Annotated in this window: 11 protein-coding genes; 4 read left to right on the top strand and 7 right to left on the bottom strand. The window is 75.9% G+C overall.

Annotated features, from left to right (window positions below):
- Positions 1–4: 4 nt before the first annotated feature.
- The 6 genes from mycP to IF129_RS08395 form a co-directional block, all read right to left on the bottom strand.
- Positions 5–1198 carry a type VII secretion-associated serine protease mycosin gene (gene mycP / locus IF129_RS08420; protein ID WP_191208893.1) on the bottom strand — a complete coding sequence of 398 codons (1194 nt, stop codon included), beginning with the start codon at positions 1196–1198 and terminating at the stop codon, positions 5–7.
- A complete protein-coding gene (locus IF129_RS08415; protein WP_191208892.1) occupies positions 1195–2253 on the bottom strand; it encodes a hypothetical protein in 1059 nt (352 codons plus the stop codon). The genes mycP and IF129_RS08415 overlap by 4 nt, the downstream gene beginning before the upstream one ends.
- A gap of 179 nt (positions 2254–2432) precedes the next feature.
- Positions 2433–3155, bottom strand: coding sequence for a DUF4142 domain-containing protein (locus IF129_RS08410; protein WP_224754613.1), 723 nt, complete (start codon positions 3153–3155; stop codon positions 2433–2435).
- A gap of 196 nt (positions 3156–3351) precedes the next feature.
- A complete protein-coding gene (locus IF129_RS08405) occupies positions 3352–4158 on the bottom strand; it encodes a 3-oxoacyl-ACP reductase (protein ID WP_191208891.1) in 807 nt (268 codons plus the stop codon).
- Positions 4155–5570 (bottom strand): aldehyde dehydrogenase family protein, encoded by a 1416-nt coding sequence (locus IF129_RS08400; protein ID WP_191208890.1) that lies wholly within the window; start codon positions 5568–5570, stop codon positions 4155–4157. Before IF129_RS08400 ends, IF129_RS08405 begins: the two co-directional genes overlap by 4 nt.
- Positions 5571–5581: 11 nt before the next feature.
- Entirely contained in the window at positions 5582–6949 is a 1368-nt protein-coding gene (locus tag IF129_RS08395) for a glutamine synthetase family protein (RefSeq protein ID WP_191208889.1), read from the bottom strand.
- Positions 6950–7022: 73 nt separating this feature from the next.
- Here IF129_RS08395 and IF129_RS08390 point away from each other — a divergent pair, with 73 nt between their 5' ends.
- The 3 genes from IF129_RS08390 to IF129_RS08380 all read left to right on the top strand — a co-directional run bounded on the left by IF129_RS08390 (position 7023) and on the right by IF129_RS08380 (position 10258).
- Positions 7023–7820, top strand: coding sequence for a FadR/GntR family transcriptional regulator (locus tag IF129_RS08390; RefSeq protein ID WP_191208888.1), 798 nt, complete (start codon positions 7023–7025; stop codon positions 7818–7820).
- Between the two features lie 132 nt (positions 7821–7952).
- A complete protein-coding gene (gene eat, locus IF129_RS08385; RefSeq protein WP_191208887.1) occupies positions 7953–9419 on the top strand; it encodes an ethanolamine permease in 1467 nt (488 codons plus the stop codon).
- 59 nt (positions 9420–9478) lie between these two features.
- Positions 9479–10258: a gamma-glutamyl-gamma-aminobutyrate hydrolase family protein gene (locus tag IF129_RS08380; RefSeq protein WP_191208886.1), complete on the top strand. Its 780-nt coding sequence runs from the start codon at positions 9479–9481 to the stop codon at positions 10256–10258.
- Here IF129_RS08380 and IF129_RS08375 read toward each other — a convergent pair.
- A complete protein-coding gene (locus tag IF129_RS08375) occupies positions 10174–10926 on the bottom strand; it encodes a helical backbone metal receptor (RefSeq protein WP_191208885.1) in 753 nt (250 codons plus the stop codon). The two genes, IF129_RS08380 and IF129_RS08375, sit on opposite strands and share 85 nt — an antisense overlap.
- A gap of 89 nt (positions 10927–11015) precedes the next feature.
- On the opposite strand from IF129_RS08375, the gene IF129_RS08370 reads away from it, so the two are divergent.
- Positions 11016–11921 carry a 5'-3' exonuclease gene (locus IF129_RS08370; protein ID WP_191209135.1) on the top strand — a complete coding sequence of 302 codons (906 nt, stop codon included), beginning with the start codon at positions 11016–11018 and terminating at the stop codon, positions 11919–11921.
- The last annotated feature ends 39 nt before the right edge of the window (positions 11922–11960 follow it).

Here is an 11960-nt window from a genome sequence, read left to right as displayed (position 1 = left end):
CGCGTCACTGCCTGCGGCGCGGGCGTCCGCTCGTGTGGAGGCCCACCGCGCCGGCGACCAGGACGACGCCGGCCGCGCAGGCGGCGACGGCGGGCCAGCCGGGCGCCCCGCCGGACCGGGGCGCCGGTCCGGGGCCGAAGTACTCGGCCGCGTGCTCCCGTGCCCGGGGGCGCCGGGGGCCGAGTTCCAGCGTCGCCGCGACCTCGACGGCGGCGGCCGCGTCGACCACTCCGGTGCCGAGCGCGTCGCTGCGCCCGCCCGCCGGGGTGGCGTCGGCGGTATCGGCGAGGAGCCGCTTGATCTGCGCCGGGCTCAGCTCCGGGTGGGCGGAGCGGACGAGGGCGACCGTGCCGGAGACGACGGCGGCGGCGGCGCTGGTGCCCCAGCCCCGGTAGTAGCGCCGGTCGGGGTCCGCTATCACCACGTCCTTGCCCGGCGCGGCCACGGTGGCGTACCAGCGGCTGGTGGAGAAGGGGGCCCGCTCCCCGTAGCGGTCGACGGCGGTGACGGCGATCACGCCGGGGTAGGCCGCCGGGTAGGAGACCGGGTCGCCGTCCTCGCCGCCGTTGCCCGCCGAGGCCACCACGACGGCGCCCCGGCGCAGCGCGTACCGGACGGCGGCGTCCTCCTCCGGGTCCGGGTGGGCGGAGGCGCTGTCGTCGCCGAGGGAGAGGTTGATGACGTCGGCGCCCTGGTCGACGGCCCAGCGGATGCCCTCGGCGAGCGCGCCGCCTCCCTCGGCGTCGCGTGCCTCCTCGCGGGCCGGGTCCGCCTCCTCCAGAAGCACCCGCACCGGCAGGACCGTGGCCTCCGGGGCCACACCGAGGACACCGTCCGCACGGTCCGGCCCGTGGCCGCGTCCGGCGATGATGCCCGCCATCGCGGTGCCGTGCCGGGCCCACGCCTCGTCGCCGGGCTCGGCCCCGAGGCCCACCATGTCCTTGCCCTCGACGACCGCCCCCGACAGGTCCGGATGACCGGCGTCGACCCCGGTGTCCAGGACGGCGACGGTGACGCCCGCGCCCCTGGTCGTCTCCCACGCCTGGCGGGCGCCGATGGCGTCCAGCGGCCACTGGCGTTCGCGGATGGTGTCCGCGTGTGCCGCCGGGGCCGTCAGGAGCGAGCCCACGACCAGGAGGGCGAGGAGCAGGAGGGCGCCCGCGGGCCGGGTGCGGCCGGTGCCGCGTGCGCCGTTCACCGCCCCTCCCGGACCGCGTCGGACGCGGCGTCGCTCAGGGCGTCCTCGACGAGGCCCGCGATGCCCTGCGAGGCGTGGCCGAGCCCGGCCTGGGCGGCGGCGCTGGTCTCCCCGTCCCGGACCGCGCGCCCGGCGGGCTGCGGATCGCTGACGGTACGCCCGTCGGCGAAGCCGGAGACGGTGTAGACGACCACCGGGAGGGAGGTGCCGACGCGGACGGTCCAGCTGGCCCGCTGCGCGTCGCCGAATCCGGCGGTGTCCGTGCCGCGTTCCGCGTACGGGCGGGGCATGAGGTCGGTGCGGCTCTCCAAGTGCTCGCCGTCCCGGTCGGTGAACCGCTCGCGCAGCTCCCGCAGGGCCGGGGGGTCGGCCTTGGTGAAGACGACGCCGACGGTGGTGAGGGTGGAGGACGTCTCGTCCACGTAGGTGGCGCGCAGGAGGCGCAGACAGCCGACGGGCGCGAGCGCCTTGGCCAGCAGTTCGTCGAACGCCTGCGCACAGCCGGAGTCGGGGGCGACGGCGGCGCGGATCCAGCGGCGGTCGGCGCCGCCCGGACCGGCGTTCTCCCCGGTCAGCTCGGGCGGGAAGAGGGTGTCGACGGGCACCTCGCGCCACAGGTCGCGGGCGGCCCGGAAGGTCTCCTCGGTGCTCGGCCCGCCGCTCGGGCCGCCCCGCAGCCACGCGCCCGCGACGCCGCCGCCGAGGAGGCCCACGCCCAGGACGAGGCACAGGGCGGCGGCCGCGGCGCGGGACCGCCCGCGGGGCGGGGGTGCCGGGGGCGCGGGCGGTGCGGGGGCGGCGGGGGGCGGCCCCTCGGGTCCGTCCGGGGGCCAGGGCGCCGGAACGGCCGTGGGGGGAGCCGGGACGTCGGGGCCGGGGGCGCGCCGCGGGAGGGCGGGCAGTCGCTCCGGCGGTGGCGGGCCGGGCTGGACCGGGAGGGCGGTGCGCGGCGCGGGCGGCGCCGGGGAGGAGCGGGGCGTGTCCGGGCGCGGGGAGCCGGCGGGCCGTCGGGGCGGCGGCGGGGATGCGCTCGCCGGATCCGCCTCAGTGCTCACCGGCACCCCCTCGCGCGTCGCGTGCCGTCCCGGTGAGCGGGTCGGCCGTTCGGCCCGCGGCGGCCGGCCGCGGACCCGTCGGTCATGGTGTGTGCGTCACTCTACGGGGCGTGCCGGTGGGTGCGGCAAGCCGCTCCCACCGGCACCGGCGGCTTCGGGCCGGGTCGTTCGCGCCCCGCTCAGCCGGAGACGGCCCGCTCGACCTCCTCGAAGGTCGCGGCGTCCACGAGCCCGGTGTCCTCCAGGACCTCCAGGTGGTCCAGGACCGTCTGGTTGGCCTGCCGCGCGTGGCGGCGGATGAGGTCGTTCTGCGTGGCCCCCCGCACCTTGCCGATGGTGGCGAAGATCTTGCCGTGGGAGGCGCGCAGCACGTTGGCGAACAGCTTGTCGAACTCGGCGCCCTCCGCTTCGCGCAGCTGCTCGACCCACCGCCGCTGTTCGGCGGTGGCCTCGTTCGGGATCTCGACGCCGAGGAGCTGGGCGTCCTCCCGCACGAGCTGGTCCAGCTCGGCGTGCCCGTCCATCAGGTGCAGCCCCGCCCGTTTGACGGCCTCGCTGGAGGCGTTGGTCTGGGCGAGCCGGCCGGCCGGGATCTCCCACAGCCCGGCCTGCCGCACGGCGACGAGGAACTCCCGGTCGACCTCGGTGACGGTGCCGATGTCACCGCCCTCGGGCACCGCGCCGTCCGCGTCCGAGTGGGTACCGCCGTCCGCGTGCGGTCCGCCACCGGCCGGGACGGGCACCGGCTCGGTGTCGGAGGCGCCGGTGACCTCGGCCCGGCCGCTGCCGCCCTGCAGCGCGACCAGCATCGCGGCGACGGCGATCAGGATGACCGCGGCGATGGTGACCAGCCCGAGCCGGGTCGGCACGGGCCCGTTCGCCGCACGTCGGTTGGGTCGCATCGTTCCTCCTACGTCGCACGGTCCCCCGGATACGGACCGCAGCCTGCCGCCCGGCGCGGGCGTGCCGGAGAAGTTGCGCACGAACGGACGACGACCGCCCCGCGCCCGGACCGATGGGGTACGGTCCCGTGCGGCGGGGCGGTCGGCCGGCCCGGCCCGGCGCGGTGCCTTCTCCCGCGCGGGCCGCCCGCGCGGGCTACAGCGGGGTGACGTAGGCGCCCGCGATACCGCCGTCGACGAGGAACTCGGCCGCGTTCACGAACGAGGCGTCGTCGCTGGCGAGGAACGCCACGGCCGCGGCGATCTCCTCCGGCTCGGCGAAGCGGCCGAGCGGGATGTGCACCAGGCGGCGCCGAGCGCGCTCCGGGTCCGCGGCGAACAGCTCGGTCAGCAGCGGCGTGTTGACGGGGCCGGGGCACAGCGCGTTGACGCGGACGCCGTCGCGGGCGAACTGCACACCCAGCTCCCGGGACATCGCGAGCACCCCGCCCTTGGACGCGGTGTAGCTGATCTGCGAGGTGGCGGCGCCCATCTTGGCGACGAAGGAGGCGGTGTTGATGATCGAGCCGCGCCCCTGGCGCCGCATGTACGGGATGACGTGCTTGCAGCACAGGTAGACGGAGGTGAGGTTGACGTCCTGCACGCGGCGCCAGGCGTCCAGGTCGGTGGTGAGGATGGAGTCGTCGTCCGGCGGGGAGATGCCGGCGTTGTTGAAGGCGACGTCGACGGACCCGTAGGTGTCGTGCGCCGTCGCGAACAGCGCCTCGACCTGCGCGGGATCGGTCACGTCGACGGCCACGAACAGGCCGCCGGTCTCCTCGGCCGCGGCCTCGCCCCGCTCGGGGTCGACGTCGGCGCACACCACGTGGGCGCCCTCGGACGCCAGCCGCCGCGCGGTCGCCAGACCGATGCCGCTGCCGGCCCCGGTGACGACGGCCGTCCGGCCGACCAGCCTGCGGCACACCGCTCCGTCGTGCCGCGCGTCCGCTTCGGTTCCGGTCACTGCTGCTCCTCGGTGCTGATGAAGACGTTCTTCGTCTCGGTGAACGCGGACAGGGCGCCCGGTCCCAGCTCACGGCCGAGTCCGGACTGCTTGTAGCCGCCGAAGGGCGTCCAGTACCGCACGGCGGCGTGCGAGTTGACGGAGAGGTTGCCCGCGCCGACGGCCCGGGCCGTGCGCAGGGCGCGGGCGCCGTCGCGTGTCCACACCGACGCGGCCAGCCCGTAGGGGGTGGCGTTGGCCTGCCGGACGGCGTCGGCCTCGTCGGTGAAGGGGAGCACCACGGCCACGGGCCCGAAGACCTCCTCCACCGCGACGCGGTCCCCGGGGCGGCCCTCCAGGACGGTGGCCGGGTACCAGTAGCCCCTGCCCCGCGGCGCGGTGCCGCGGATGGCGGCGGGGGCGTCCTCGGTGACGAAGGAGCGGACGCGGTCGCGCTGGGCGGCGGAGACCAGCGGTCCCATGGCGGTGCCCGGATCGCGGGGGTCGCCGCAGGTGTAGGCGTGCACGGCGGGTTCGAGCAGCGCCAGGAAGCGGTCGTAGACCTCCCGCTGGACGAGGATGCGGCTGCGCGCGCAGCAGTCCTGGCCGGTGTTGTCGAGGAACGACGCGGGCGCGGCGGCCGCGGCCCGTTCCAGGTCGGCGTCGGCGAAGACGATGTTCGGGCTCTTGCCGCCCAGTTCCAGGGTGACCCGCTTGACGTGCGCGGCGCAGCGGCGCATCACCTCCTTGCCGACGGCCGTGGATCCGGTGAAGGCGACCTTCGCGACGCCGGGGTGGTCCACCAGTGCCCGCCCGGTGACGGAACCCGCGCCGGGCAGCACCTGGAAGAGGCCCTCGGGCAGCCCCGCCGCCAGGGCGAGCTCGGCCAGGCGCAGCGCGGTGAGCGGCGTCGTCTCGGCCGGCTTGAGCAGGACGGCGTTCCCGGCGGCGAGAGCCGGGGCGGTGCTCCACGCCGCGACGGGCATGGGGAAGTTCCAGGGCGCGATGACGGCGACGGTGCCCAGCGGCTCGCAGAAGGTGAGGTTCACCCCTCCGGGCACGGGGATCTGCTGCCCCGTCAGGCGTTCGACCCCGCCGGCCGCGTACTCCAGGAGGTCGCGCACGTTGCCCGCCTCCCAGCGGGCGTTGCCGATCGGGTGGCCCGCCTCGGCGACCTCCAGCAGGGCGAGCTCCTCGCGGTGCGCGTCGACGGCGTCGGCGAACCTCCGCAGCCGGCGGGCCCGATCCCCCGGGGGGAGGGCCGCCCAGCGGGGCTGGGCGGCACACGCCCTGCGGACGGCGGCGTCCACCTCGGCGGGCGGGGTGCCCGGCACGGTGGCGATCAGCTCCTCGGTGGCCGGATCGGTCACCCGGAGCTCGTGGACGTCCGGCGTCGGGGCGGACGTGTCGCTCTCGGGGGTCTGGTTGCTCACGGGGGCACACCTCACATGCGCTCGAAGGAGCGGTAGCGCTCCCAGTCGGTGACGGCGGTGTCGTAGGCGTCCTGCTCGACCCTGGCCATGGTGGCGTAGTGGTCGACGACGTCGTCGCCGAACGCGGCCCGGGCCGTGGCGCTCCCGCGCCACAGCGCGGCGGCCTCCCGCAGGGTGGCGGGGACCTGCGGGGCGTCGCCCGCGTAGGCGTTGCCGGTGCAGGGGTCGGGCAGGGGGAGTTCCGCGTCGACGCCGTGCAGCCCGGCGGCGATCATCCCGGCGAGGGCGAGGTAGGGGTTGACGTCGCCGCCGGGCAGCCGGTTCTCCAGCCGGTGCCCCGGGCCGTGGCCCAGGACGCGCAGGGCGCAGGTGCGGTTGTCGGGCCCCCAGGCGGCGGCGGTGGGGGCGAAGGAGCCGGGCCTGAAGCGCTTGTAGGAGTTGATGCCGGGCGCGTACAGGAGGGTGAACTCCCGCAGGGCGGCCAACTGCCCGGCCAGGAAGTGGCGCATGAGCGCGGACATGCCGTGCACGTCGTGGGGGTCGGCGAGCAGCGGCGTCCCGGCGGCGTCGCGCAGGGAGAGGTGGACGTGGCAGGAGTTGCCCTCGCGCTCGTCGTACTTGGCCATGAAGGTGAGGGCGTAGCCCTCCTGCGCGGCGATCTCCTTGGCCCCGGTCTTGTACAGCACGTGCTGGTCGCAGGTGGTGAGCGCGTCGTCGTAGCGGAACACGATCTCGTGCTGGCCGAGGTTGCACTCGCCCTTGGCCGACTCCACGGCGAGGCCGGCGGCGCCCATCTCGTTGCGGATGCGCCGCAGCAGCGGCTCGATGCGGCCGGTGCCGAGGACGGAGTAGTCGACGTTGTACTGGTTGACGGGGGTGAGCCCCCGGTAGCCGCGGTTCCACGCCTCCTCGTAGGTGTCGCGGAAGACGATGAACTCCAGCTCGGTGCCCGCGTACGCGGTCCAGCCGCGCTCGGCCAGCCGGTCGAGCTGGCGGCGCAGGATCTGCCGGGGTGAGGCGGTGACCGGCGAGCCGTCGTGCCAGGCGACGTCGGCGGTGATCTGGGCGGTGCCGGGGTGCCAGGGTGTGCGGCGCAGGGTGGCGGTGTCGCCGTGCAGGGCGAAGTCGCCGTAGCCGCGCTCCCAGGACGCCATGGCGTATCCGTCGACGGTGTTCATGTCGGCGTCCACGGCCAGGAGGTAGTTGCAGCCCTCGGTGCCGTGGTGCAGGACCTCGTCGAGGAAGTACCGTGCGGCGAACCGCTTGCCCTGGAGCCGTCCCTGCATGTCGGTGAACGCCAGGACCACGGTGTCGATCTCACCGGTGTCGACGAGTCCGCGGAGCTCTCCGACGGAGAGCGGGGGTGTGCGGTCTGCCACGGGCGGGCCTCCTGTCCGAGCCTTCGGAAGCCATAAGGTAGTACCGAAGACCTTTGGAGGGAAGGGGACGGCCATGGCGGAGCGCCCGGAGCACCAGGAGGACCAGGAGCGCCCGGAGCCCGGGGCGGGCGGCGGCGGGGAGGCGGACGCGCGGGACCGACTGGCACCCGTGCTGCGCCCGGTGCGGGCGGGCAACGGCTTCGAGGAGGCACTGGAGCAGGTGCTCCAGGTGCTGCGGCTGGGGCTGGTGCCGGCGGGCGGACGACTGCCCGCCGAGCGGGAGCTGGCCGAGCGGCTCGGCGTCAGCCGCGTCACCCTGCGCGACGTGCTGAAGGTGCTGGCGGAGCAGGGCCTCGTGGAGAGCCGGCGCGGCCGGTACGGGGGCACGTTCGTGCGGCAGCGCGGGGCCGGGCGGCAGGACGGGGACGCGTCGAGGGAGTTGCGCCGCCGCGTCGCCGCGGTGGACCTGGAGGACGTCCTGCGCTTCCGCGAGGTGCTGGAGACGGGCGCGGCCGAGCTGTGCGCCTCCCGCCCGCTCGCCCGGGACGGGGCCCGGCGGCTGCGGACGGCCCTGGCGGCGACGGGGGACGCGCCACTGGAGGACTACCGCCGCCAGGACACCCTCTTCCACCTCGCCCTCGTCGAACTGGCCGGCTCCCCCAGCCTGGCGGCCCAGTACGCCGCGGTGCGGGCCACCGTCAACGACCTGCTGGACTGCATACCCCTGCTCGTGCGCAACCTGGAGCACGCCCAGCACCAGCACGCCGCCGCCGTGGAGGCGATCCTCGACGCGGACGCCGAAGGGGCGAGGGCCGTCCTGCGCGAGCACTGCGCGGGCACCGCCGCGCTGCTGCGCGGGTTCCTCACCTGACGGCCGCGGCACCCGGTGCGGTGTAGTCGACGTGTCCGGGGTCTTGCGCCCCGCCACCCGCAGCGCAAAGGTATGGCCTCACACCAATGCGCCGCACCGGCGCACGGCACCCACGACAGGCGGGAGCAGAGCATGGCCGAGGAATCCCGGTCCCCGATGGCCGCGCCCACGACGACGGCCGTCCCTCCCGAGGACGCCTACCTCGCCCGCCGATCGCTGCGGCGGGGCAGCGCGGGCTGGCTGCTCCTCACCGGCCTCGGCGTGGCCTACGTCGTCTCGGGCGACTACGCGGGCTGGAACTTCGGCCTGGCCGAGGGCGGCTTCGGCGGGCTGGCGATCGCCACGGTGCTGATGGGCCTGATGTACACCTGCCTGGTCTTCTCCCTGGCCGAGCTGTCGGCCGTGCTGCCCACGGCCGGCGGGGGGTACGGCTTCGCACGCCGCGCGCTCGGGCCCTGGGGCGGCTTCCTGACCGGCACGGCCATCCTCATCGAGTACGTCCTGGCACCGGCCGCCATCGCCGTGTTCATCGGCGGCTACGTCGAGTCCCTCGGCCTGTTCGGGCTGACCTCGGGCTGGCCGGTGTACCTGGTGTGCTTCGCCGGTTTCATCGGGGTGCACCTGTGGGGCGTCGGTGAGGCACTGCGGTTCAGCTTCGTCGTGACCGGCACCGCCGTCGTGGCGCTGCTCGTCTTCTCGGCGGGTGCGCTGACGCACTTCGACGCCGCCTCCCTCACCGACGTGCGAGGCGACGGCGACGCCTTCGGGGCGAGCGGCTGGCTGCCGTACGGCCTGCTCGGCATCTGGGCGGCGGTGCCGTTCGGCATGTGGTTCTTCCTCGGCGTGGAGGGCGTTCCGCTGGCCGCCGAGGAGACCCGCGACCCGGCCGCGACGATGCCGCGCGCCATGGGGCTGGCCATCGGCATCCTGGTCGTCCTCGCCCTGCTCACGCTCCTGCCCGCCGCCGGGGCCGCCGGCTCGGACGCCATCAAGGACGCCGACAACCCGCTGGTGGCGGCGTTGGAGGCGGCGGCTGGCGGCGAACCGACGACACTGAGCCGCGTCGTCAACTACGCGGGCCTCGCCGGGTTGGTGGCCTCGTTCTTCTCCCTCATCTACGCGGGCTCACGACAGCTGTTCGCGTTGTCGCGGGCGGGGTACCTGCCCCGCTTCCTGTCGTTGACCAGCCGCCGCAAGGCCCCGTACCTGGGCCTGCTGGTGCCCGGTGCCATCGGGTTCACCCTGGCGGCCGCCACCGGCGACGGCGCGCGGATGCTGAACGTCGCCGTCTTCGGAGCCGCCGTCTCCTACGTGCTGATGTCCCTGTCGCACATCGTGCTGCGCCGCCGGGAGCCCGAGCTGCACCGCCCCTACCGGACGCCCGGCGGGCTGCTCACCTCCTGCGTCGCCTTCGCGCTGGCCTGCCTGGCGGTGGTGGCGACCTTCCTGGTCGACCCCTGGGCGGCGGGCATCGCGCTCGCGCTGTACCTGGTGGCCGTCGGGTACTTCACCTTCTACTCCCGGCACCGGCTGGTGGCCACGGCCCCGGAGGAGGAGTTCGCGGCGCTCGCCGAGGCGGAGGCGGAGCTGCGCCGGTGAGGCCCGGCACCGGTGCATGATCGTCCCTTGGAGACCGCACGACCTGTGGAGGTGACGGGGTGGCCCCCGCGTTGATCGGCGTCAGCACCTATCTGGTGGACTCGGCGCGTTGGAGCTTCTGGGACCTGCCGGCCGCCGTCCTGCCCGCCGGATACCACCGGATGGTGCAGCGCGCGGGCGGCCTGGCCCTGCTGCTGCCGCCCGACCCGGCGCCGTCGGCGGCCCGGCAGGTCGTGGCCGGGCTGGACGGACTGCTCGTCGCCGGAGGCGCGGACGTCGACCCGGCCCGCTACGGCGCCGCGCGCGACCCGCGCACGGGTGAGCCCTCGCCCGAGCGGGACGCCTGGGAACTGGCCCTGATCCGCGCGGCGCTGGACCGCGGCGTACCGCTGCTGGGCGTCTGCCGCGGCATGCAGCTGCTCAACGTCGCGCTCGGCGGCACGCTCGACCAGCATATCGACGGCCACCAGGGCGCGCCCGGCACGTTCCTGGACCACCGGGTGTCCCCCGTTCCCGGCACGCTGCTCGGCTCCGTGCTGGGCGGCCCGGTGGACGTCCCCTCCTGCCACCACCAGTCCGTCGACCGGCTCGGGGCGGGGCTGCGCGTCAGCGGCCGGGCCGACGACGGCGTGGTGGAGGCGGTGGAGGCGGCCGCCGGAGAGGTCTTCGTGCTGGGCGTGCAGTGGCACCCGGAGGCCGGCCGGTGCGGACGCGTCGTCCGCGCCCTCGTCGACGCGGCGGAGGGCCGCCGGGATCAGCCCGGGCCCAGCGCCTCACGCAGCGCCGCGCCCAGCACGGTGGGCGCCTCCGTCAGCGACGGGCCGTACCAGGTGAGGTGACGCCCGCTCACCAGCGCGGCGGGCTGGGGGAAGCACTCCGGGCCGTCGTCCGCGGTGAACCGGTAGGGCTCGTCGGGGAGCACGACGACGTCGGCGTCGGCTTCGGCCAGTTCGGCCAACGGCACGCGCGGGTAGCGCTCGGCGTGTCCGGCGTGCACGGTGACCACGCCCAGCCGGGCGAGGACGTCCCCGGCGAACGTGTCGCGGCCGAGCACCATCCACGGCCGGCGCCAGATCGGCACGACCGCGCGGGCGGGCCCGCGCGGGGCCGCCGCCTCCGCCTCCCGCCACACGGCCCGCGCCTCGTCCAGCCAGTCCGGGCGCGGCAGCCCGCAGCCGTGCACCAGGGCGCGGTCCAGTTCGGCGAAGCCCTGCTCCAGTGTGCGGACCTCCGTGACGAGCACGTGCAGGCCCGCGCGGCGCAGGGCGTCGAGGTCGGCCGGACGGTTCTCCTCCTCGTTGGCGAGCACGAGGTCCGGGGCGAGCGCGGCGATCCGCGCCGTGTCGGGGTTCTTGGTGCCGCCGACGCGTGCCACCTCCAGCCCCTGCGGGTGGGTGCACCAGTCCGTCGCGCCGACCAGCAGACCGGGCGCCGTCACGGCCACGGCCTCCGTCAGCGACGGCACCAACGAGACCACCCGGCCGACATCCCCGCGCGCTGAACCCATGCGGCAAGGTTAGGGCCGCCACCGGCCCGGCGGCAGCCCCCGGTGTCGGCGGGCTGCGGCATCATCGGGGGGTGACCACGCGACGCCTGATGCTCCTCGACACCGCCTCCCTGTACTTCCGCGCCTACTTCGGGGTGCCGGAGTCCGTCACCGCGCCGGACGGCACACCCGTCAACGCGGTGCGCGGACTGCTCGACTTCATCGCCCGGCTGGTGCACGACCACCACCCGCAGGCCCTGGTGGCCTGCATGGACGAGGACTGGCGGCCCGCCTGGCGGGTGGAGCTGATCCCGTCCTACAAGGCGCACCGGGTCGCGGCGGAGCAGCCGGCGGGCCCGGACGAGGAGGTGGTCCCGGACACCCTCGCCCCGCAGGTCCCCGTCATCGAGGAGGTCCTGGACGCCCTGGGCATCGCCCGCGCGGGGGCCGCCGGGTACGAGGCCGACGACGTGATCGGCACCCTGACGGGCCGGGCCGAGGGGCCCGTGGACATCGTCACCGGTGACCGGGACCTCTTCCAGCTCGTCGACGACGCACGCGGCGTGCGGGTGCTGTACCCGGTCAAGGGCATGGGCACGCTGGCCGCGTTCGACGAGGCGGCACTGCGGGAGAAGTACGGCGTCGACGGCCCGGGGTACGCGCTGCTGGCCCTGCTGCGGGGCGACCCGAGCGACGGGCTGCCGGGCGTGCCCGGCATCGGCGAGAAGACGGCGGCCCGGCTGATCGCCGCCCACGGCGACCTGCCGGGCATCCTGGCCGCCGCCGAGGACCCGACCTCCGGGGTGACGCCCGCGCTGCGGCGCCGGCTGGCCGAGGCGCGCCCGTACCTGGCCGTCGCGCCCACCGTCGTCCGCGTCGCCGCCGACGTACCGCTGCCGCCGCTCGACGCCGCGCTCCCGGCCGGGCCGCGCGACCCGGAGCGGCTCACGGAGCTGGCCGAGCGGTGGGGGCTGGGCGGCTCGTTGCAGCGCGTGCTCGCCGCCCTGCCCCGCTGAGGACCCGCCCGCCCGGGTTCGGGTACGGCCACGCGCGGC

This window comes from Streptomyces chumphonensis (assembly GCF_014779715.1).
Classification (GTDB): Bacteria; Actinomycetota; Actinomycetes; order Streptomycetales; family Streptomycetaceae; genus Streptomyces; species Streptomyces chumphonensis.
The sequence above is the reverse complement of the archived record's forward strand: the minus strand, read 5'-3'. Positions and strand labels throughout refer to the sequence as shown.

Excerpts from the sequence above, each read along its gene's own strand:
- IF129_RS08410 (WP_224754613.1), bottom strand. The coding sequence starts at position 3,155 with ATGCGACCCAACCGACGTGCGGCGAACGGGCCCGTGCCGACCCGGCTC.
- IF129_RS08390 (WP_191208888.1), top strand. The coding sequence starts at position 7,023 with ATGGCGGAGCGCCCGGAGCACCAGGAGGACCAGGAGCGCCCGGAGCCC.
- eat (WP_191208887.1), top strand. The coding sequence starts at position 7,953 with ATGGCCGAGGAATCCCGGTCCCCGATGGCCGCGCCCACGACGACGGCC.
- IF129_RS08375 (WP_191208885.1), bottom strand. The coding sequence starts at position 10,926 with ATGGGTTCAGCGCGCGGGGATGTCGGCCGGGTGGTCTCGTTGGTGCCG.
- IF129_RS08370 (WP_191209135.1), top strand. The coding sequence starts at position 11,016 with ATGCTCCTCGACACCGCCTCCCTGTACTTCCGCGCCTACTTCGGGGTG.